Raw genomic sequence first — 21,993 nt, forward strand, 5'->3', positions numbered from 1 at the left:
GTCTCAGTGCACGGTTGTACACTGAATGCATGATCGATGTGGATGGCTCGCGGCAAGACGAGGTTCGCGCCCTGGCGGAACTCGCCTTCGAAGAGGTGGGGAAGGCGGTGACCGGCGTGGGTACCGTGCACCGGGCGATCTCCGACCGCGTGTTCTCGGGGGTGCAGCTCGGTGTCGGCCCCTGGGCGGCACCGTCGCGAATCATTCACAATGCGATCGCCGATGGGACATATCGATCCATCGCCGTTGCCTGTGAGGTGGCAGCGCAGGTGGCATCACGGACGGTCGACGGACGTGGGCGGGTGCCCTCGGAGACGAGACGCGGTGCGATCGCGCTCGGTGCGCTTACCGGTTTGATCGGCGACGCGCTCGCCGAACAGGATTCGCCACTGGCCACGCCGACGTCGCTTCGGGTCGACGGGCGAATTCAGCACGCGGACAAGGAATCCCTGTCGAAAGCGTATCCTCATGCGACGCCCAAGCTGGTCTTCTTCACGCACGGACTGATGGAGACCGAAGTCGCCTGGGGTATCGGCGGCAGGCCGACGTATGGGGCCAGATTGTCCGCGGAGCTCGGCTTCAGCGAACTGCAGGTGCGTTACAACACGGGTAGGCACATCTCCGAGAACGGCCGTGAATTCGCCGCGCTCATCGAGGACGTGGTGAGGAACTGGCCTGTACCCGTGGAGGAGATCGTGCTGGTCGGCCACTCGATGGGTGGTCTCGTGGCACGTAGCGCCTGTCACGGGGCCTCCCTCGTCGGGGCTGAGTGGGCCGGAAAGGTCCGCCACATCGTCTGTCTCGGATCTCCGCACCTGGGGGCCCCGTTGGCGAGGTCCGTACACACCGCCACCGCGCTGTTGCAGCTGCTGCCCGAGTCCCGTCCGATCGGCAGGCTGCTACACAGGCGCAGCGCCGGGATCCGGGACCTGTACGCCGGTTCGCTGGTGGACGAGGACTGGACGGGCCGAGACCTCGATGCCTTGCGCCAGGCAGCCATCGCGGAGGTTCCGTTGCTCGCCGATGCCGAGCACAGTTTTGTCTCGGCCTCGATCACCCGAGACCCAGAACACCTGCTCGGTCGCTACCTCGGTGACGGTTTGGTGTTGCATGTCAGTGCCCGCGGCCGGGACAAGCTGCGCGACATCGGTTTTCGTGACGACGACGGGATGCATCTCGGGTCGGCCCACCACTTCACCCTGCTCAACAACGAAGCCGTCTACGAGTGGCTGGCGACGCGGCTACGGGAGAAGTCGACACCGGTCGGCTGATCAGCCGGCCGACGTCAGGGAAGCGCTGCGCTCCCGGAACCTCATCGGGGCGTCCGCAACCGTGCCGTGGCGCAAGGTGAGGACATCGCGGTAGTAGTTCATCCGCAGCCTCCAGGGAGCACGTGAACCCTGGTGTGGAAACGAGTCGACCGAACGCAGAACGTATCCGGCAGCGAAATCGAGGAACGGTTCCTCCTGTACGGACGGGTCCTTCACCGGCACGCTTTCGCCGTATCCGTTGGCGTCCATGTGTTGGAGCAGGCGACACATGTACTCGCACACCAGGTCTGCCTTCAAGGTCCACGATGCGTTCGTGTACCCGACAACGTAGAAGAAGTTGGGGATGCCGCTGAGCATCATGCCCTTGTAGGTCATCGTGTCGGTGAGGTCGACTTCCTCCCCGTCGACCACGAACGTGAGCCCGCCCAGGGCGAGCAGATTGAGGCCGGTGGCCGTGACGATGATGTCGGCGTCGAGATGGTCGCCGGATTCCAGCTCGATGCCGCTTTCGGTGAACGTGGCGATCCGGTCGGTGGCCATGGACACCGACCCTTTTCTGATGGCGCGGAACAGGTCGCTGTCGGGCACGAGGCACAAGCGCTGATCCCAGGGGTTGTAGCGCGGGGCGAAGTGGGTGTCGATGTCGAAATCTGGCAGTTGCCGCTCTTGCCATGACCGGATCTGCTTCTTCATGAACTGTGGATAACGTTGACACAGTTGATAGATGGCGGTGGAGACGGCGATTCCCTTGCCGCGCGCGGCAGCGTAGGCCCATTTCGCGGGAAGTAGTTTGCGCAGTCTGTTCGCAATGGCATCCTGCTTGGGAATGGAGATGACGTAGGACGGCGAGCGCTGGAGCATGGTGACGTGGGCGGCTTCGGGGGCCATCGACGGCGCCAAGGTGACTGCGGTGGCCCCGCTGCCGATGATCACCACCCGCTTGTCGGTGTAGTCGAGGTCGGTTGGCCAATGCTGCGGATGCACGATGGTCCCGGCGAACTTCTCGATCGCGGGGAAGTCTGGTGTGTAGCCCTCGTCGTAGCGGTAGTAGCCGCTACAGGACATCAGGAAGTTGGCGGAGATGGTCTCGGTCTGGGTTTCGGCGCCCACGTCGGTGCGCTCGATGTGAACCCTCCAGAGCTGTTCGCTGCTCGACCATTCCGCACGCACGGCCCGGCGGTTGAACCGGATCGTCTCATCGATCCCGTATTCGGCGGCTGTTGCCCGGACGTATTCCAGGATGGAGGGGCCGTCTGCGATCGCGTTGTCACCCACCCAGGGCCGGAACTTGTATCCGAGGGTGAACATGTCCGAATCGGACCGGATCCCGGGGTACTTGAACAGGTCCCATGTACCGCCGATGCGGGGCCGGCTCTCCAGGATCGCGATGCTCCGGTCGGGGAACTTCTCCCGCACGTGGCAGGCGGCGCCGACTCCTGAGAGTCCCGCTCCGATGATCAAGACATCTATGTGATCTGACAGGGTCATCGGTCCTCTTCGGTCGTGCCGGCGGCGATCGCGCAGGTCACCGTGTCTTTTGAGGGACGGTCGCGTTCTCGCTGTTTCCTTTGCGAAGCAGTTTCCTCGTTCACGAAGCTGTGCAACTATGAGCGTCACGGTCAAAACGAGGACAGGCTCTCCATCACATGCAACGCACCACGCATCGTACGTACTACTTCTTCGCATTGGCCATGATCCTGCTGGTCGGTGTCGGGTCGACCCAGTGGGCGCAGGCCGGGTCCGCAGAAGCGGCCGGGCCGAACAGGGTGGAGGCGACGGCGGACGGTCTCGAGCTCGATGGATCGCCATGGTGGCCGAGCGGTTTCAACGCCTACCAGCTCGCGACCGATTGGTCGGTGAACCAGGGTTGCGGCGCGATGGTCGACCTCGACTCCTACTTCTCGTCGCTCGAGCCCAACTCCCTCACGCGCTTCAACGCTTTCCAGCGTCTGGCGGTCAACAAGTTCACGGGCGAGCTCGACTTCGGGCCGATGGACGCAGTGTTCGCCGCGGCCGAAGCCCATGACCAGATGCTCGTGCCGGTCTTCACCGGTGGCGACGGTGCCTGCGAAGACGTGTTGTTCAAGGGTCGGAGCTGGTACACGTCCGGCTGGAAGACCCTGGTCCCAGCAGGGGCGCCCCTACGGTTCGATCAATGGGTGACCACAGCGGTCAACCGGTGGAAGTCGTCGCCTGCGCTGGCCGGTTGGGAACTGGTCGGCGAACCCGAGACGAGTCTGTGCGGCGATTCTGCGTGTAGTTGGCAGAACCGGACGTGCCCGTCCGACTCGGGTCAGATCCTGCGGAACTTCTTCGACCAAGCCGGCGCCAAGGTTCGGGCAGCGGATCCGTCCACCCCGATCTGGGCGGGCCTGCTCGGTGGCGGGCAATGTGGGTCGGCCGGCGGTGACTATCAGCTGCTGGGGGCTTCACCCCACGTCGACGTGCTCGAGTACCACGACTACGGCGCTGACGGCGTGCCGCTGCCCGGCGACGTGTGGAATGGCCTCGCCACCCACATCGTGCAGGCCCAGGCGGTCGGGAAGCCACTGGTGGTCGCCGAGATCGGGCAGAACGCCGGGTCGTGCGGCACCCGTGAGGATCGGGTGGACGACTTCGAGACCAAAATCGACGGCCAACGCGCCGCTGGTACTGCGGGAGCGCTGTTCTGGGCCTTCGTGCCAGATCCGCGCGAGCAGCAATGCACGTTCGACATCGGGCCAGATGACCCCGCTTTCGACCTGGTCGCCGAACTCAACACGGTCGGACCCTGACCATGTGGCACGCATAACGCGCTACCGTGCGTCGATGAATGAACGACTGCAGGCCGAACGGGTCATCCCGGCTCACGTTGACGACATCTTCGCGGTGCTCACCGACCCGCAAGGTCATGTTGCGATCGACGCGTCCGGGATGCTGATGAGTGCAACCGGTGAGCGTGTGACGGCGTCAGGGGACACGTTTGTCGTCCACATGGACCGCGAAGCCTTGGGGGATGTACCTATGGGGGAGTACGACGTCTCGGTCATCATCGAGACGTTCGAGCCCGGTCGGCAGATCTCCTGGACCATCAAGGGCCGGCTGCGACCGCAGATCGGGCATATCTACGGATATGAGTTGCACCCTGATGGCGAGAGTGGCACGCGGGTTGTGTCGTTCTACGACTGGTCGAACATCCACCCCGACTGGCGCGCCAAGGGCATCTTCCCGGTGATCTCCGCCACGGCGTTGCGCAGTACGCTCGGCATTCTCGACAGGACTGTGCGCCGCGGATACCCGCTGGCCTCGCCGAAATAGCACTTGTCGTTCTAGGGGTTCCGGCCACGCCGCCCGGCCGCGTCCCAGCCATGGAGTGCGGATTCTGCGTGCCGGGAATAGTTGATTGCCGCATGTAACTTATATAAGTTGTGTAGTGCAATCAATTATATGAGGGAGAAGTCGTCGTGTCGGTGTCGTCAGGAACAGCGAGCCAATTGATCGAGGAGCTGTACCTGATGGGTCGCGCTTTTCGCGGCGCTGTCGCGTCCACGGACGAAGGGCCGACATTGCCAGGTGGTCTCGGTGTGCTCATGGCCCTGGAGGCACGAGGGCAGTGTCGCCAGAACGAGTTGGCGTCGGATCTGTGCATCAGTCAGTCCGCGTTGAGTCGGCACGTGGCCGAGTTGGTCGCCGAGGGATACGTCGCTCGCCGTCCGGACCCCGGTGACGGGCGGGCCACGCAGTTGCTGACGACGAGTGCGGGTCGCGAGCTCCTCGGTCGAACGAGGGCTGCGCGTGCCGAGTCGTTACAGACCGCACTCGACGACTGGGACGAAGCGGACGCGCAAGCGGCCGGCAGCGCCTTTCGCAAACTCAGAGGTTCATTGACCAGACACGCGCACCGGGCCGATCGGCCGGCGCAGAAAACGATTACAGGGAAAGACGGGAAGTAGATGTCAAGTTCAACCGAGGCGGTGGCGAAGCACGATCCATACGCGATGTCCCACCGCGAAATCCTCGAGGCGATGATCGGGCTGCTCGCAGCGTTGTTCACCGCTTTGCTGAGCACAACGATCGTCGCCACCGCCCTGCCGACGATCATCGGCGATCTGAAGGGGTCGCAGACGGCCTACGCCTGGGTGATCACCACCGCCCTGCTCGCCAACGCGGCGTCGACGCCGATCTGGGGCAAGCTGGCCGACATCTTCAGCAAGAAGATGCTTGTCCAGAGCGCGATCATCATCTTCGTGGTCGGGTCGATCATCGCCGGCTTGGCGCACAATGTGCCGATTCTCCTCGCGGCCCGCGTTGTCCAGGGAATCGGAATGGGTGGTCTTACCGCGTTGGTCGTCGCAATCATCGGCAGCATCGTGTCTCCCCGTGAGCGCGGCCGGTACTCCGGATACATGGGCGCCACCATGGCCGTCTCGATGTCCGGCGGGCCCATCCTGGGCGGCGTCATCGTCGACAGCCCACTCGGCTGGCGCTGGTGCTTCTTCGTCTGCGTGCCACTGGCAGTGATCGCCCTGTTCCTGCTGCAGAAGACCCTCCGGATCAAGACCGAGCGCGCCGAGAACATCTCCATCGACTGGCTGGGGGCCACCTTGCTGACCGCAGGCGTTTCCGTGCTGTTGATCTGGGTCTCCTTCGCGGGCAAAGCCGGGTACTACGACTGGATCTCCCGAGAGTCCGCGATGTATGTCGGTGGCGGACTGCTTCTGCTGGTGGCCACCGTGCTGGTGGAATCGCGTGTCAAAGCGCCGATCATCCCGCTCAAGATCGTGACCGAGCGCACCACCGGACTCGCCATCATCGCGTCCATCGCAGTGGGACTGGGGATGTTCGGTTCGACGACGTTCCTCGGCCAGTACTTCCAGACCGCGCGCGGTTTCTCGCCGACCATCGCCGGCATGCTCTCGATTCCGCTTGTCATCGGAATGCTGATCGCGTCGGTGGGATCGGGTCAACTGATCAGCCGGTTCGGCAAGTGGAAGGTGTTCATGGTGACCGGTTCGGCCCTGCTCATCGTCGGCTTCGCTCTGCTGGGGACGATCGACCACGCGACCAACCTCTGGTGGGTGAGCATCTTCACCCTGATCGTCGGGCTCGGCACGGGCATGCTGATGCAGAACCTCGTGCTGGTGGTCCAGAACACGGTCAGCGTTCACGACATCGGGGCTGCCTCGAGCAATGTGGCGTTCTTCCGGACCTTCGGCGGCGCAATCGGCGTCTCGGTCCTCGGGTCGGTACTGGCCACTCGCGTAGCGGACCTCTCGTCGGGCGGCCTTGCTCGGCTCGGGATCACAGGCGGCGCCTCCGGCGGCAACCTCGACCTCGACTCGCTGCCGGGCCCGGTCGAATCAATCGTCCGCGCCGCCTACGGTGACGCAACAGGGCGGATCTTCCTGATCGCAGCTGCGGCAGCGGTGGTTGCGCTGATCGCGGTGTCGTTCCTGCCCAACCGGCCGCTGCGCCGGACGATCGATCTCGACTCGACACCCGACGGGACCGAACCCGAAAAGTTCGGCGACTCCGAGTCGCCCGATCGGAACGACAACACCCGGGCCACCGTCAAGGTCTGATGCACCTACCCGGTCTGGGCCGAGGGACCCCGTGCACGATGCCGTGCGCGGGGTTCCGCCGTCTGATGGTGTCGAGCCGGGGACCCCTGGGTACCCGGAGAAGATGAGCGAGACACAACCACTGACCGTGGTGGTCACCGGAGCGACGGGAAATGTGGGCACGAGCGTCATCGAAGCCCTGGGTTCCCGGCCGGAGGTGACGTCCATCCGCGCCATCGCACGCCGCCCGACCGGTCTCCGTTACCCGAAAACCGAGTTCCTCGTTGCCGATACGGGACAGGACGATCTGCGGCCTCTTTTTCGTGGCGCAGACGTTGTCGTCCATCTCGCGTGGATCTTTCAACCCACCCATGACCCCGTGTCGACATGGGAGAACAACGTCGGCGGCGCGATCCGGGTGTTCGAGGCCGCCGCGGCCGAGGATGTGCCGGCTGTTGTGTACTCATCCTCGGTCGCCGCCTACTCGCCTGGCCCGAAGGACACCCCCGTCGACGAGAGCTGGCCGACCAACGGCTGGCCGGGTGCTGCCTATCCGCGGGAGAAGGCGTATCTCGAGCGGTGGCTGGACGGCTTCGAGCACAACAACCCCGAGATGCGGGTCGTGAGGATGCGGCCTGGTTTCATCTTCAAACGCGAGGCATCCACGGCCCAACGGCGTCTCTTCGTCGGGCCGTTCCTTCCGCGGCAGCTGGTCCGCAGCGCCTTGATCCCCGTGGTTCCGAGGACGCCGGGGCTGTCGTTCCAGGCGTTGCACAGCGCGGATGTGGGCGAGGCATTTGCCGAGGCGACCGTCCGGCCGGTCCGCGGGGCATTCAATCTCGCGACCGACGAGAAGGTGGACGCCAAGTACCTGGCGAAGATGCTCGGGGCGCGTTCGATCCCTGCGCCGGCGTCGTTGCTGCGTGCGGGGGTATGGGCAGCGTGGCACGCCCATGTCATCCCCGCCTCACCTGGCCTGTTCGACACCGTCTTACGAATTCCCCTGATGGACATCACTCGCGCACGACGAGAGCTCGGCTGGTCCCCGCGCTACACCGCGAAGGATGCGTTGGAGGAGTTCATCGAAGGAGTCCGGGAGGGTTCGGGTATGGATACCGAACCGTTGGCGCCGGACGGGCCTGCCCGGAGGATCGCGGAACTCTCGCAGGGGGTCGGCAGGCGCGATCGGTGACGGACGCAGTATGCGTCCGTGATCGGTGATCACAAGCGGGAGTGGACCCCCACCGCGTAGATTGGGCCTCTGTCAGGGGGCATCATCGTGGTGATGGATTGCGGCACGATGCCGCGCGTACTGCCGAACGGTATCGGCACGTCGATCGACGCCGACCGCTTCGAGTCCCTGGCTCTATCGCGACAGGAAATCCTTCAATGACTGCACTGAAATACGTGGATCTGCACGGCGACCATGTCGCATATCGGGACGAGGGGAGCGGTTCGGAGGTTCTCCTGCTGATCCACGGGATGGCGGGGAGTTCGGAGACGTGGAATGCGGTACTTCCGTCCCTTGCCGCGAGACACCGGGTCATCGCACCGGATCTGCCCGGTCATGGGCAATCGTCGAAACCGCGCGGCGACTACTCGCTGGGTGCGTTCGCCGCGTTCCTCCGTGACCTGCTGCGGGAATTGGGGATCGATCGGGTGACGGTGGTCGGGCAGTCGCTCGGCGGTGGGGTGGCCATGCAGTTCACCTATCAACATCCGGAGTATTGCGAGCGCCTGGTCTTGATCGGCAGCGGTGGACTGGGACCCGACGTGAACTGGACCCTGCGGGTGCTCTCGGCTCCTGGGGCCGAGTTCGTGCTCCCGGTGATTGCGCCGCAACCAGTTCTTCGGGCAGGCAACAAGATTCGCTCGTGGTTCGCGTCAGCCGGCGTGCACTCGCCGCGGGCGGACGAAACGTGGCGCGCATACTCTTCGCTCGGCGATCGCGAGACGCGGCAGGCGTTCTTGAGGACTCTGCGGTCGGTGGTGGACTATCGCGGTCAGGCGGTGAGCGCCCTGAACCGGTTGTACCTGAACTCCGCCCTGCCCACGCTCCTCATCTGGGGCGATACAGACAAGATCATCCCGGTGTCGCACGGCTACGCGGCCCACGAAGCGATTCCGGGCAGTCGACTCGAGGTTCTCAACGGCGTCGGTCACTACCCTCACGCAGAAAGCCCCGATCAGGTCGTCGCCATCCTCGAAGACTTCCTCGCCGTGCCGGAGGCTCGGACGCGCACGACCAGCTGATCACCAGCTCGGTTTGAGTCTGCCCGGTACCGCAATGACGTCCAGGGCTCGGGTCAGTGCCTTGAAGTCCCTGTCCGGCAGCTCATCTCGCCATACCTGAACGCATCGCTCCGCGGATTCGCGGGCTGCGACCATGCACTCGTGACCGCGTTGTGTCAGTGTCACCAGTTGAGCGCGACGGTCGTTCGGGTCCGGGTGTTTGTCGAGATAACCACGCTCGACCAGATAGACGATCAGTTGGGCCGCGGCCTGCTTTGTGATCTGCAACGCCGTGGCGAGATCGGCTGCTGTGGAGGCATTGTCGGACAACTCCGCGAACACGAACCCATGAACGGGTCGCACATCGGGGTAGCCCCGCTCCGCCAGTCCGGCCGAGATGTCATCCACCAGTTGTGCGGACACTCGCAGCACGGCCGTTGCAGTTGCCCAGTCGGAATCGGTCACAGTCGAAGTATGACCCAGTGCGTCGAGCATAGACAGACAAGACGCTTGTCTATATGGTCAAGTGACTTGTCTATCAATTCTCAGGAGGAGAGCATGCCGGTCATCCAACCCGACGACGCCGAGGTGTTCCCGGCACACGGGAGCACCTTCCACTCGTATGTCAGTTCGCGGCGAGGGAGCAAAGAGCTCTGCGCCTGGAGGCTGACGGTTCCCGCCGGCCAGATCGGAGTGGCGCACAGACCCAGTCGGGAAGAGGTCCTTCTCGTGCTCGACGGAGAACTGACGGTCGGTTTGGACGGCGTGCAGGAGCCGGCCGGCGCCGGCACGGTCATCGTGGTTCCGGCCGGGACCGAGGTGCGGATCGATGGTGGCACCACCGAATCGACAGCATGGGTGACCACCACGCCCGGTCTGCAGGCGACCACCGCCGACGGTGCGGTGATCACACCGCCCTGGGCTCAATGAGACGTCAAATACTTGATGGTCCTTCTGATCCTGGTCCGTCGGGCCTCCCGATTGATGGTTCTATGACGTGAACCCACTATCGCGGATAGTCTGTGGCGCAGTCGTCGGGCGATCGAGAGGCACCACCTGTCATGACGTTCGACGAACCATCACCAGCCCCCTGGCACCTCACACGTCGACGGCTGCTGCAGGGAACTCTGGTGGGCGGTCTGGCAGTTGCCGTCGCGGGTGGCACCGGGACAGCCTGGGCCGCCCCACGGTCGTCGGACTGGGCGGCGCTCGCGGCATCGATCAGTGGCCAGGTGACCCTGCCCGCGCAACGCGCCGCATTCACGCAGGCCAAACAGATCTTCAACACGCGTTACGACGGATCGACTCCGGTGGCCGTCGTGGCGCCGAAAACTGTCGCCGACGTTCAGCGGTGTATGGCTTTTGCCGTGAAGCACAGGCTGCGAGTGGCCACGCGCAGCGGCGGGCATTCGTACACCGGTGCGTCAGCAGCGAGTGGGTTGTTGGTGGTGGATCTGCGCAGGCTCGACGGAGGAATCGGCTATGACGGGGGAAGTGGCCTGGCCACCGTCACGCCGGCGAGCACGCTGTACGCCGTGGCCGGCGGTCTCGCCCAGCAAGGCCGGTCGATTCCCGTCGGAACATGCGCAACGGTCGGTGTCGCCGGCCTCACGCTCGGCGGAGGGCTCGGGGTCGACTCGCGGCTACACGGCCTCACCTGTGATTCCCTCGTGGCCGCGACGATGGTGTTGCCGAACGGGGAAGCCGTCACCGTTGCGCCAGGAGAGCGGGACGACCTCTACTGGGCGCTGCGCGGCGGAGGTGGCGGGAACTTCGGGATCGTCACGTCGCTGACCTTCCGGACCACACCATCGGTTGGCAAAGATGTTGTGGCAATGAACTTTCCACCCGCGTCGGCGGCCACGGTGATATCGGGGTGGCGGCGCTGGCTTTCGGTCGCCGAACCGTCGGCGTGGGCGAACGTCAACATCGGTTCCGATCGACGGGGTGGCGCCACCTGTTCGGTGTTGCTTGTCTGCGCAACCGGCGCGGGCCGCCGCATCGCGGCCGACATCTCGGCGGCCGTCGGGGTGGTGCCGAGTGGAAGCGACTACTCGACGCTTGATCCGATGGCGACGTTCCTGCGGCTGTCGGGTGGCGCGACCGCGCCGCGACATGGATTTGTCGCCGGGTCCGACATCCTCGCCCAGGTCACCGACCCCATCGCTGCAGCGATCGTCACCGCGGTGCGGAACCGTTCCAGGGCCGGCGGCCCCGGGCTGGTGATCATCGACCCGCTCGACGGTGCGATCAGCGGGATCGCTGCCGGTGCCACAGCCTTCCCGTGGCGTACACACGCGGCGAGCCTGCAGTGGTTCACCGACGTCGCCCCCGGTGCTTCATATCTGTCGCCGACGTCGTGGGTGAAAAGTGCACACAGCACGATCGGCGCGGCGTCGGCGGGTGCCTATGTCAACTACATCGAATCCGGGGTCACACCATCGCGCTACTTCGGTGCCAATCTGCCGCGGCTGCGCTCTGTCCGTACCAAATACGACCCCGCGCGCACGATGTACTCGGGCCTCGACATCTGACGAGTTGAGCAGAGTTCGCAAATCGGACTCGGACCTACACCGCTGCTTAATGGTGTGACCGGGCTGAGCTGGAGTTGATACCGTCGAACCTGTGACTGCCCCATGCTGACCCGCCTTCTGCGTACCTACATGGGCGCCTACCGTCGCGAACTCAGTGCGGTGGTGATCCTCCAATTCGTGGCCACCGCGGCAATGCTCTACCTGCCGACCCTCAATGCCGACATCATCGACAACGGTGTGGCGCAAGGCGATACCGGCTACATCCTGCGGGTGGGGGCGGTGATGGTGGTCGTCTCACTGATTCAGATCCTGGGATCGATCGTGTCGATGTACTTCGGTGCACGCGCGTCACTCGGTGCCGGCCGCGACATCCGGCACGACCTGCTGCACCGTGTGGACGGCTTCTCCGCGCGCGAGGTCGGCGCATTCGGGGCGCCGTCGTTGATCACGCGGACGACCAACGACGTTCAGCAGGTCCAGATGCTCGGCGTGATGGCCTGCACCATCTTGGTCACCGCCCCCATCATGTGTATCGGCGGCATCGTCCTCGGGATCGGGGTCGGGGGCCAACTCGCGTGGGTTCTCGTGGTTGCGGTCCCCATACTCGGGGTGACCATGGCGGTGATCATCTATCGGATGATGCCTGGTTTCCGTGCCATGCAGGAGCGCATCGACACGGTCAACCGCGTCCTGCGCGAGCAGATCACCGGGATCCGGGTGGTTCGCGCTTTCGTGCGGGAACCCCACGAACGCAGGCGATTCGCCGCCGCGAACGACGACCTGACCGATGCCGCACTGCGGGTCGGACGACTGATGGCACTGATGTTCCCGTCGGTGATGCTGATCAGCAACGTCACCATCGTCTTCATCATCTGGTTCGGCGGTCACCTCATCGAAGACGGCGACGTCCAGATCGGCGCACTCACCGCGATGATCGCCTACGTGATGCAGATCCTGATGGCGGTCATGATGGCCTCCTTCCTCGCGATGATGGCGCCGCGAGCATCGGTGTGTGCCGAGCGCATCTACGAGGTTCTCGACACCGAGACATCGGTGGTACCGCCCACCGACCCGAAGCCGCTGCGTACCTCGGCGGGCATCGTGGAGGTGCGCTCCGCGTGCTTCAGGTACCCAGGGGCAGACGAATCGGTGTTGCGCGACATCAGCTTCCGAACCGCGCCGGGCACCACCACCGCTGTGGTCGGGTCGACCGGCTCGGGTAAGACCACATTGGTGGCGCTGCTGCCTCGTCTGATCGACGTCACCGATGGTGCCGTGCTCATCGGGGGCACCGACATACGGGAGCTCGATCCCGCCGTCTTGCGCGAATCGATTGGCCTCGTTCCCCAGAAGCCCTATCTGTTCTCGGGAACGATCGCGTCCAACCTGCGGTACGGCAAGAAGGACGCGACCGAAGCCGAGATGTGGGAGGCGTTGACCGTTGCGCAGGCCGCAGACTTCGTGCGAGACATGCCGGATCAGCTCGAGACCAAGGTTGCGCAGGGCGGAACGACGGTCTCCGGGGGGCAGCGTCAGCGGCTGGCGATCGCGCGCGCCCTCATCCGGAAGCCGAGCATCTATCTGTTCGACGACTCGTTCTCGGCGTTGGACCTGAGCACGGACGCACGCCTGAGGGCAGCGCTCAAACCTGCCACCGGCGACGCCTGTGTCATCATCGTGGCCCAGCGCATCACCACCATCGCCGACGCAGACCAGATCGTGGTACTCGATCGCGGAACCGTCGCCGGCATCGGTACACACGAGCAACTGCTCGCCGACTGTCCCACGTACATCGAGATCGCAGAATCCCAGCTCTCCGTGGAGGGACGGAGATGACCCGCCCCGGTGGCGGAGGCGGACCGTCGATGGGTGCGATGCCCGCTGAGAAGGCGCGCGATTTCGGTCCTTCGGTGAAGCGGCTGATCGCGGTGCTGTCCGCCCATCGCATCGCGTTGTGGGCCGTGCTCTTCTGCGCTGTGGCGTCGGTGGTCCTCAATGCTGTGGGCCCGTTGTTGCTCGGCCATGCAACAGATCTGATCTTCTCCGGGGTGATCGCCGACCGCCTGCCCGCAGGCGAAACGAAGGCCGAGGCCGTGGAGGCGCTACGACAAGACGGCGACGGGACATTCGCCGACATGGTCGCGGCGATGGACCTGACGCCGGGTGTCGGAATCGATTTCGACGCCGTCGGCCGGGTGCTGATACTGGTTCTGGGGCTCTACGCGGGTTCCTCGTTGCTCAGCTGGCTGATGGGGCGTCTGCTCAACGTCGTCACCCAGCGCACCGTGCAGGGGATGCGCTCGGATGTCGAGAACAAGATCCACCGCCTGCCGCTGAGCTACTTCGACGGCAATCAGCGGGGTGACCTACTGAGCCGGGTGACCAACGACCTCGACAACGTCTCGCAAAGTCTCCAGCAGACAATCGCCCAGTTGCTCAACTCGGTGTTGATGGTGCTCGCCATCCTCGTGATGATGCTGTGGATCTCACCGCTGCTGTCGCTGATCGCCATCGTCACGATCCCCGCCGCGGTGATGGTGACAACACTTGTGGCAAAACGCTCCAAACCGCACTTCTTGGCGCAGTGGTCGAGCACCGGACGCCTCAACGGTCAGGTCGAGGAAGCGTTCACCGGACACGAGGTGATCAAGGCCTCGGCATGCAGGACGACGTCGAGGCAAGGTTCGACGACCGGAACGAGAAGCTCTACGAGTCGAGCTGGCGGGCCCAGTTCATCTCCGGAATCATCATGCCGGCGATCATGTTCCTGGGAAATCTGAACTACGTGGCAGTCGCAGTGGTCGGCGGCCTGCGGGTGGCCTCGGGTTCGCTGAGCCTAGGTGATGTCCAGGCCTTCATCCAGTACTCGCGACAGTTCACCCAGCCACTGACCCAGATCGGGTCGATGTTCAATCTCATGCAAAGCGGTGTCGCGTCTGCCGAACGCATCTTCGACATCCTCGACGCGGACGAGCAGGTACCCGATCCCTCCGAACCGATCAGCCCCGGAACGAGCAAGGGCCGCATCACGTTCGACGACGTCTCCTTCCGCTACGCCCCGGATCGGCCGCTGATCGAGCAACTGTCGCTGGTGGCCGAACCCGGGCACATGGTCGCGATCGTGGGGCCGACGGGAGCGGGCAAGACCACCCTGGTGAATCTGATCATGCGGTTCTATGACGTCAATTCGGGAACGATCAGTCTCGACGGCGTGGACACATCGTTGATGACCCGGGATGACCTTCGCGAACGAACCGGGATGGTGCTGCAGGATTCGTGGCTGTTCGGCGGAACGATTCGCGACAACATCGCGTACGGCGATCCCGAAGCCGACGACGAGGCGATCATGGAGGCGGCGCGGGTCAGCCACGTCGACCATTTCGTGCGGATCTTGCCGGACGGATACGACACGGTCATCGATGAGGAGGGTGGCGGTGTCAGCGCAGGCGAAAAGCAGCTGATCACAATTGCGCGGGCGTTCCTGGCGCGGCCGACCCTGCTCATCCTCGACGAGGCGACCAGTTCGGTGGACACCAGGACCGAATTGCTGATCCAGAAGGCGATGGCCGCGTTGCGCTCCGACCGCACCAGTTTCGTGATCGCGCACCGACTTTCCACGGTCCGCGATGCCGACACCATCCTGGTGATGGAACAGGGACAGATCGTCGAACAGGGCTCGCACGACGAACTCCTCGCGGCGCAGGGGGCGTACTACCGGCTGTACAACAGTCAGTTCGTCGGGCCCATGGATGCCGACGACATCGACAGTCCGCAGATGTCCAAGAGCTGATCGACGAATCAGACAGGGGGCTCGGTGTTTCGACCTGTCCTGCGTGCGAGTGTCCGGAAGACGTCGGCCAGCGCGCCCGTCGGTATCGCGCCGTCGGTGTCGTAGCGCCAGGCGGCGAGGGTGGGGAGTCTGAGCCGGGTACCCTCCACGTCGAGCACGTCGATCGGCTCACCGACAAACGCTTTTGCCATGCGCCCGTGGGAGATCCGACGAGCGAGAACGCCCTGCCGCCGGCCACCACATGCGCCAGACCTCCGAAGTTGTGGTCGGGCAGGATGATTCGCTTGTGAACTCCGTGACGGCGGAGTAGCTCATCGATCCCTCGGTAGATGGCCGGAGCCGCGTCGTGCTCGATCGATACAAACGCGAGGTGCGCCAATTCATCGAGCCGCACGCTCGATCGGCCGTCGAATCCGTTGCCGCGCCCGACGGCAACCTTCACCACTGCGGTGTGCAGGCGCACCGTCTCGATACCTCGCGCCACGATCGGGCCGTGTAGGAGCGCGGCGTCGAGGCGTCCGGCCTGCAACGACTGCAGCAGTGGTTCGGTGGCGCCGGGATGGAAGGTGACGACGAGTTCGGGGTGGCTTCGGGCGAACTCATCGTGTACGCGGGTCCTCAGTTCGCTGGTGACGTCGGAGGCCACACCGACATCGAGAGTGGGGGAGAGATCGGCGGTGGCGAGTTCGATGAGCCGTGGGATGGCGTCGAATCGTTCGACCAGATCGCGCGCTGTGGCAACAGGGCGTGGCCCGCGGCAGTGAGATCGACGTGGTGGTGGGCCCGCACGAAAAGCGCTGTACCAAGGCTGTTTTCGAGATACTTGATCCGTTGGCTCAGCGGTGATGCCGCCATGTGCAGTCGCTGCGCGGCGCGCGCGAAGGTGCCTTCCTCGGCAACGGCGACAAAGTAGCGCAGGTGCAACATGTCCACCCGGATCAGGCTAGTCGCGGATCGGACCGTTGCGGTCATCTTGGCCCACTGAACTTGGTCATGGTCCTCCGGCCATGCGCGTCATAGTCTCCCAGAAGACGACATCGGGCACGGCGCTAGGAGTTCATGAATGTCTGTTCCTCCGATCCGGATAGCAAACTTCTCGGGCTACCTCGGAGATCGGTACACCGCGCTCGACGAAGTGATGCGCGGCGACCCGGTGGACGTCTTGATGGGCGACTATCTGGCTGAGATCACGCTCGCTGCGCTGGCCGCGCGGTATGCGCGTGATGCGAGCAAAGGCTACGTCGAGTACTTCGTGGACCAGGTTCGGCCCCACCTGCCCGCGTTGGCCGACCGGGGCCTGCGGGTGGTCACCAACGCCGGTGGATTCAACCCGGCTGCCCTCGCCGCGACGTTGCGGGCAGAGATCAACACCTTGGGGTTGTCGCTGAGGGTGGCACATGTCGAGGGGGACAACGTATTCGCCGAACTCGACGACCTGCAACGGGCCGGTCATCGTTTGGAGAACATGGACACCGGACGGGGCCTGTCCGAGTGGGGTGTCAAGCCCATTGCCGCCAACGCCTATCTGGGCGGCTGGGGTATCGCGGCAGCGCTGGATGCAGGGGCGGACATCGTGGTGTGCGGACGAGTCACCGATGCATCGTTGACCGTCGGCCCGGCGGCGTGGTGGCACCGCTGGGCACCCGACGACTGGGACCGCCTGGCCGGCGCAGTGATGGCAGGACACATCATCGAATGCGGGCCTCACGCGACAGGTGGCAATTTCTCTGGTTTCACGGCCCTGCGGCCGACGTTGACGCCGGGGTTCCCGATCGCGGAGATCGAGGCCGATGGCAGTTCGGTCATCACCAAGCACAGCACCGACGACGGTGTGGTGACAGCCGACACGGTCACCGCCCAGATCGTCTACGAGATACAGGGGCCGCAGTACCTCAACCCCGATGTGACCGTTGACCTTAGCAACGTCCGGCTGCAGCCCGAAGGCACAGACCGGATCCGGGTCACCGGTGTCACGGGTTCGCCGCCACCCGCCACCACCAAGGTCGCGGTTTTCGGGCTTGTCGGATACAGCGTGGTCAACACGGTATTCGTGACGGCGCCGGATGTGGACGAGAAAGTGTCGCTGCTACGCAGCCAGATTGACCGGGATATGCCTGACGGGGTGCAAGTCCATTGCACTCGGATCGGGACGGCGGCATCCGACCCCAACACGCAATGGGACGCAACCATCGCGGTGCGGGTGATGGCGATGTCAGCCGACGCCGAGGTGCTGGCATCGGCTGACATGTCACGTCGCCTCGGCGCCCTCTACCTGCAGGGCATCCCAGGGTACTTTCATGACGGCGCCGCCGGTCTGCACTCCACGCCCAAACCACGCGTGGACTATTGGCCTGCTCTGCTGCCGTTGGCCGCGATCGGCCACCGCGCAGTGCTCGACGACGTAACCGTGGACATCGCCCCGTCCGCCGTCACCCGGACGCCGGGCCAGCCCGAGCATCCCGAGCCGGCCGATCCGGAGTATTCGGGGGCCGCGACCACCGTTGAGCTCGGGGTGGTCGCGCACGCACGCAGTGGGGACAAGGGCGGGAACAGCAACGTCGGGATCTGGACCCCTTACCCGAAGGTCTGGCCGTGGCTACGGCGGTTCCTCTCGACCGAGGAACTGCACCGGTTGATGCCCGAGACAAGGGATCTCGACATCGTCCGCCATGAGTTCCCGGAACTGCGGGCGGTGCACTTTGTGGTGCGCGGCCTGCTGGGGACGGGCGGCTCATCCAACGTTCGGATCGATCAGGTCGGCAAGGCTGTGGGTGAATACCTGCGCGCCAAACACGTGGTGATACCCGACGCCGTCCTCGATCAAGTCCGAAAGCAGTCATGACGCTCACCGGCAGACTCACACAGGCTGTCACCCACCCTGCTTCCAACGATGAATTCGATGTCGATGCGGAGTTGTCCGACGTGCTCGCCGGTCTCGGGATGACCGCGGGCGACTCGGGTGGATCCACGTCCTTCACGGGCGCCGACCCGGTGGTCCCCAGCACGCTCCGGCTCGGTGGTGCATCGGCCATCGCGCTGGCCGCCAAGTCGATCGCCATCGCCAAACTCGGTCGATCACGCGGATTTCCAGGCCAAGACATCGCTGTCGACCTTCGCGTGACCCCTCACCGGCTGTGCCCGTTCTACGACAGACGATGGGAACTGCTCAACGGCTATCCGGCCACCGCGCCGTCGAATCCCTCGCAGGCGTTGGGTTTTCGGTTCTACCGCACGGCCGACGATCGGTGGATGATGCCGCTCAACCCATATCCGAAAATCAAGGCCGGTGCGCAGAAACTGCTTGGCGTGCCCGACGATCCCGACGCTGTTGCCCGCGCCGTCGCCGGTTGGACAGGCGCCGAGCTCGAACAAGCAGGCGCTGACGCCGGTGTGGTGATGCCCATGCTGCGGACCACCGAGGAGCTGCTCGACGAGCCGCACTACCGCGACGTCCTGGCGGATATGCCCCTGGTCGAGATCACCAAGATCGGCGACAGCCCTCCGGAACCGCTGTCTTCCGCCAACGGGAGGGGCGGGTCTGACGATCAGCCTCTATCCGGAGTCAGGGCTCTCGGTATGGGCCATGTCATCGCCGGCGCAGGCGTGGGGCGGACGTTGGCTCTGCACGGTGCGGACATCCTGAATCTGTGGCGACCGGACGAACTCGAACACGACGTCACCTACATCACGGCGAACGTGGGCTGTCGGTCGGCGACGATCGATCCATATCGGCCCGAGGGGGCCGCCAGGATCGGCGAACTGCTGAGTAGCGCAGACGTCTTCTACGCCAATCGACGGCCCGGTTACCTGGACAGCATCGGCGTCAGTCCACGCGAGGCTGCGCGGCGAAGACCCGGAATGATCTATGCCACGGCCTCTCTCAACGGCGAATCAGGGCCATGGGCCGACCGCGTGGGGTTCGACCAGACGGCCGGGTCCCTTGTGGGCATGATGACGCTGGAGGGTGGCGACGGCCCGCCGCGGCTGCCGCCGATCTTGGTGGTCAACGACTACATCGTCTCCTGGCTGATGACCGCGGGCATCGTCGAGGCGTTGCATCGCAGAGCGGTCCACGGTGGCAGCTACAAGGTGCATGTTTCCCTGACGCGGGCCGCACTGTGGATCCTGTCCATGGGGGTCTTCGACAAGGTATATGCGACAACGGCGCCCGGATCCTGTGACGAGCACATGTACCGGGATCCGGAGACTTTCACCGCGGACACCCCACTCGGTTTCTATCAAGGGGTGACCGAACAGGTCTCGATGTCGCACACCCCGGGCCGGTACAAAACTGTTCTGGTGCCTCGTGGATCGAGTCGGCCAGAATGGCCTGCCCGGACCTGAACGAACTTCCGGGGCGGATCGGCCCGGCCGAGGATGTACTAGAGTCGCGGGCGTGACCACTCGGGGGATGGTGACCGCAACTGTTGTCGCGGCGTGGATATGCATGATGATGGTCGGCGGATGTGCCAGGGGTGTTGATGGTCGAGCGGTGCCGGTCGCTGATCCCAGACCGGTCGGTTTCATCGAGTTCGCGGACGCCGGGTTCAGCATCACCGCGCCTCCGGGCTGGACGGCCCGAGACGATTCCGACGAACTCATCTACGGGGATGTCGCGCTCACGAAGAAGGGCGACGAGGCGTCGATGATTCTCATCGGAGTGCTCGACGGGTCCATCTTTGCGTCCGCTCGGGCCGACAATCGCGTTGCCGCACAAGAACTCGGTTCGAGCATGGGGGAGTTCTTCTTCCCTGATTCGGGTATTCGCGTGGACCGCGAGGGCGGAACGCTGAGCGGCGCCCAGACCACCGGGGCCTTCGAGTTCTATCGCGTCGACTTCGATGACCGGTCTCGATCAGATGCCGAAGTGTTCTCAGCCGTCGTCGAAAAGGCGGGCGAGCGATGGTGGATGACCTGGTTGAGCAACAAGAATGCTGTGGACGTGGATGAGGCCTGCGAGCTGGCTGAATCCATCACCCCGATGTGATCAGGTCACCAAAACCTCTGGCCTGGCGGACGGAATGGTGATCGTAGCCCGCGTATGCAGGGCGTTGCCGGGATCGGCGATCGATTCGGCCACCCGGAACGTGGCTTCCCAGCTCGACCTCGACAGTGTGTTCAGAACATATCCGCGTTGAGAGTTGCCGAACTTGACGTGCGGGGATGCCGCCTTCAGCTCGCGATCTCCCTCGTCACTATCAGAGCCGTCGGCTCCGGATGCGATTGACGTGCCTGCGATCTCGACGCCGACCGCGGGCGCGGGCCTTGTATAGGTGGTCTTGAGTTCGGACACCACGGACCGATGGATGTCGCCGACGATCGACACGAGATTCTCGACGCCCCGGGCTCTCACGCCGTCGAGGACGCGCTTGCGCGATGCCTCGTATCCGCTCCAGCCGTCCATGCTCACAGCACGGAATCCCCGCCGCGAGCGGGCGAGGTCTGCCATGGGTGTCTGGTGGGCCAACACGTTCCATCGCGCTGTACTGGAGCCGAGGCCGTCGAGTATCCACCGCTCCTGGACATCTCCGATAATGGTGCGAGTGGGATCTGCGGTCAGTCTGTTCAGCGGGCCGTCGGTATCCCCGTTGACCTGATCGCTTCGGTATTGGCGGGTGTCGAGCACGCTGAACTCGGCGAGGTTGCCGAACGTGAATCGGCGATAGATTCGGATGTCACCGCGCGTGGGATGAACGGTCGCCCGGACGGGTGTGTTCTCCCACCACGCCTTGAGCGCGCCCGCCCGCCGCGTCAAGAACTCCGGCAGAGGTGCCCTGTCCTCGGAAATACCTGCGGCCCAGTTGTTCTCGATCTCGTGGTCGTCGGGCGTGATGATGAACGGGGACGTGCGATGTGCCGCTTGCAGATGAGGGTCGAGTTTGTACAGAGCGTATCGATCGCGATAGTCATCGAGGCTGTGTGCCTCGGAGTGGCACGAGCTCGGCATGGCCGACGACCTGCGTCGGTTGCCGTCCGCCGGTATCGGCTTCTCGTAGATGTAGTCCCCGAGGTGAAAGACGACATCTGGTGCAGCCGACGCCATGTCCCCATAGGCGTTGAAGAATCCGTCTGCCCAGGCCTGGCACGATGCCCAGGCAAACGTCATGCCGGTCACATCGGCACTCGCCGCCGGTGCGGTCCGTGTCCTTCCCACGTCGGAGATGTGACCGCCGGACCGGAAACGGTAGTAGTACTCGGTGGATGGCTCGAGGCCACGAACATCCACGTGCACACTGTGCGCGTCGCGTGCGGTTGCGTTCACGGTGCCGCGTCGAACCACGTTTGCGAACTTGTTGTCCGAGGCCATCTCCCAGTCGACCGGCACATCGGACTCGGACATCCCGCCCCGCGGGGCCAAGGGTTCTGGAGCCAACCTGGTCCACAGGATCACCGCGTCGGCGAGTGGATCGCCAGAAGCGACGCCGAGGGTGAACACGTGATCGCCGCGAGCAGCGGGCGAGGGGAATGCGGTGGGAGAGCTGACCAAACCGGGGGTGAAGGCCAGGGCACCGGCCACGCCTGCCCAGGTCAAGAACCTGCGACGGGTGGTACCCGCCCGCAGAACTTTGTCTCGGTCGATCGACAGCTCGGGTGACGCCACAGGAGTACTCGACCAGCATCAGCTG

18 protein-coding genes and 2 pseudogenes are annotated in these 21,993 nt (G+C 64.5%); 14 read left to right on the forward strand and 6 right to left on the reverse strand.

Annotated features, from left to right (window positions below; all coding sequences use genetic code 11):
• The first annotated feature begins 29 nt into the window (after positions 1 to 29).
• Complete coding sequence (locus tag W823_RS42840; protein ID WP_031332283.1) at positions 30 to 1,271, forward strand: alpha/beta fold hydrolase; 1,242 nt, start codon at positions 30 to 32, stop codon at positions 1,269 to 1,271.
• Here the strand turns inward: W823_RS42840 and W823_RS42845 are convergent, their stop codons facing one another.
• On the reverse strand, positions 1,272 to 2,759 hold the full coding sequence (locus W823_RS42845) for an NAD(P)/FAD-dependent oxidoreductase (protein WP_023958153.1): 1,488 nt from the start codon (positions 2,757 to 2,759) through the stop codon (positions 1,272 to 1,274).
• A gap of 158 nt (positions 2,760 to 2,917) precedes the next feature.
• On the opposite strand from W823_RS42845, the gene W823_RS42850 reads away from it, so the two are divergent.
• The 6 genes from W823_RS42850 to W823_RS42875 all read left to right on the forward strand — a co-directional run bounded on the left by W823_RS42850 (position 2,918) and on the right by W823_RS42875 (position 9,064).
• Complete coding sequence (locus W823_RS42850) at positions 2,918 to 4,045, forward strand: mannan endo-1,4-beta-mannosidase (RefSeq protein WP_023958155.1); 1,128 nt, start codon at positions 2,918 to 2,920, stop codon at positions 4,043 to 4,045.
• A gap of 34 nt (positions 4,046 to 4,079) precedes the next feature.
• Complete coding sequence (locus W823_RS42855; protein ID WP_023958157.1) at positions 4,080 to 4,568, forward strand: polyketide cyclase; 489 nt, start codon at positions 4,080 to 4,082, stop codon at positions 4,566 to 4,568.
• A gap of 152 nt (positions 4,569 to 4,720) precedes the next feature.
• Complete coding sequence (locus W823_RS42860) at positions 4,721 to 5,203, forward strand: MarR family winged helix-turn-helix transcriptional regulator (RefSeq protein ID WP_235189520.1); 483 nt, start codon at positions 4,721 to 4,723, stop codon at positions 5,201 to 5,203.
• A 45-nt stretch (positions 5,204 to 5,248) separates the two neighbouring features.
• The gene (locus tag W823_RS42865) at positions 5,249 to 6,832 is read left to right on the forward strand and encodes an MDR family MFS transporter (RefSeq protein WP_152538058.1); all 1,584 of its coding nucleotides are present in this window, start codon (positions 5,249 to 5,251) and stop codon (positions 6,830 to 6,832) included.
• Positions 6,833 to 6,935: 103 nt separating this feature from the next.
• Positions 6,936 to 8,003: an NAD-dependent epimerase/dehydratase family protein gene (locus W823_RS42870; protein WP_023958163.1), complete on the forward strand. Its 1,068-nt coding sequence runs from the start codon at positions 6,936 to 6,938 to the stop codon at positions 8,001 to 8,003.
• A gap of 197 nt (positions 8,004 to 8,200) precedes the next feature.
• Positions 8,201 to 9,064, forward strand: a complete 864-nt coding sequence (locus W823_RS42875) for an alpha/beta fold hydrolase (RefSeq protein WP_023958167.1) — start codon at positions 8,201 to 8,203, stop codon at positions 9,062 to 9,064.
• Here the strand turns inward: W823_RS42875 and W823_RS42880 are convergent, their stop codons facing one another.
• Positions 9,065 to 9,508, reverse strand: coding sequence for a MarR family winged helix-turn-helix transcriptional regulator (locus W823_RS42880; protein ID WP_031332289.1), 444 nt, complete (start codon positions 9,506 to 9,508; stop codon positions 9,065 to 9,067).
• 93 nt (positions 9,509 to 9,601) lie between these two features.
• On the opposite strand from W823_RS42880, the gene W823_RS42885 reads away from it, so the two are divergent.
• The 4 genes and pseudogenes from W823_RS42885 to W823_RS42900 all read left to right on the forward strand — a co-directional run bounded on the left by W823_RS42885 (position 9,602) and on the right by W823_RS42900 (position 15,367).
• Positions 9,602 to 9,973 carry a cupin domain-containing protein gene (locus tag W823_RS42885; protein WP_023958171.1) on the forward strand — a complete coding sequence of 124 codons (372 nt, stop codon included), beginning with the start codon at positions 9,602 to 9,604 and terminating at the stop codon, positions 9,971 to 9,973.
• A 131-nt stretch (positions 9,974 to 10,104) separates the two neighbouring features.
• The gene (locus W823_RS42890) at positions 10,105 to 11,577 is read left to right on the forward strand and encodes an FAD-binding oxidoreductase (RefSeq protein ID WP_023958173.1); all 1,473 of its coding nucleotides are present in this window, start codon (positions 10,105 to 10,107) and stop codon (positions 11,575 to 11,577) included.
• A gap of 102 nt (positions 11,578 to 11,679) precedes the next feature.
• A complete protein-coding gene (locus W823_RS42895; protein WP_023958175.1) occupies positions 11,680 to 13,413 on the forward strand; it encodes an ABC transporter ATP-binding protein in 1,734 nt (577 codons plus the stop codon).
• Positions 13,410 to 15,367, forward strand: a pseudogene (locus W823_RS42900) (ABC transporter ATP-binding protein). Before W823_RS42895 ends, W823_RS42900 begins: the two are co-directional and overlap by 4 nt.
• Before the next feature lie 8 nt (positions 15,368 to 15,375).
• Here W823_RS42900 and W823_RS58410 read toward each other — a convergent pair.
• The 3 genes and pseudogenes from W823_RS58410 to W823_RS57245 form a co-directional block, all read right to left on the reverse strand.
• On the reverse strand, positions 15,376 to 15,558 hold the full coding sequence (locus W823_RS58410; protein WP_023958177.1) for a hypothetical protein: 183 nt from the start codon (positions 15,556 to 15,558) through the stop codon (positions 15,376 to 15,378).
• Between the two features lie 77 nt (positions 15,559 to 15,635).
• Positions 15,636 to 16,013: pseudogene (locus W823_RS59600) on the reverse strand (LysR substrate-binding domain-containing protein); the annotation flags it as partial.
• A complete protein-coding gene (locus tag W823_RS57245; RefSeq protein ID WP_235189528.1) occupies positions 15,986 to 16,294 on the reverse strand; it encodes a LysR family transcriptional regulator in 309 nt (102 codons plus the stop codon). The gene W823_RS57245 and the pseudogene W823_RS59600, both read right to left, overlap by 28 nt.
• A 136-nt stretch (positions 16,295 to 16,430) precedes the next feature.
• Here W823_RS57245 and W823_RS42915 point away from each other — a divergent pair, with 136 nt between their 5' ends.
• The 3 genes from W823_RS42915 to W823_RS56575 are packed head-to-tail and all read left to right on the forward strand — an operon-like array spanning position 16,431 to position 20,354.
• Positions 16,431 to 18,209, forward strand: coding sequence for an acyclic terpene utilization AtuA family protein (locus tag W823_RS42915; RefSeq protein ID WP_023958182.1), 1,779 nt, complete (start codon positions 16,431 to 16,433; stop codon positions 18,207 to 18,209).
• Positions 18,206 to 19,711 carry a CoA transferase gene (locus W823_RS42920; protein WP_023958184.1) on the forward strand — a complete coding sequence of 502 codons (1,506 nt, stop codon included), beginning with the start codon at positions 18,206 to 18,208 and terminating at the stop codon, positions 19,709 to 19,711. Before W823_RS42915 ends, W823_RS42920 begins: the two co-directional genes overlap by 4 nt.
• Before the next feature lie 52 nt (positions 19,712 to 19,763).
• The gene (locus W823_RS56575; RefSeq protein ID WP_152538053.1) at positions 19,764 to 20,354 is read left to right on the forward strand and encodes an APA family fibronectin-binding glycoprotein; all 591 of its coding nucleotides are present in this window, start codon (positions 19,764 to 19,766) and stop codon (positions 20,352 to 20,354) included.
• On the opposite strand, the gene W823_RS42930 is transcribed toward W823_RS56575, so the two are convergent.
• The gene (locus tag W823_RS42930) at positions 20,355 to 21,968 is read right to left on the reverse strand and encodes an alkaline phosphatase (protein ID WP_023958188.1); all 1,614 of its coding nucleotides are present in this window, start codon (positions 21,966 to 21,968) and stop codon (positions 20,355 to 20,357) included. It lies immediately after the preceding gene.
• Positions 21,969 to 21,993 lie beyond the last annotated feature (25 nt).

Origin of the sequence: Williamsia sp. D3 (assembly GCF_000506245.1) — a bacterium.
Taxonomy (GTDB): domain Bacteria; phylum Actinomycetota; class Actinomycetes; order Mycobacteriales; family Mycobacteriaceae; genus Williamsia; species Williamsia muralis.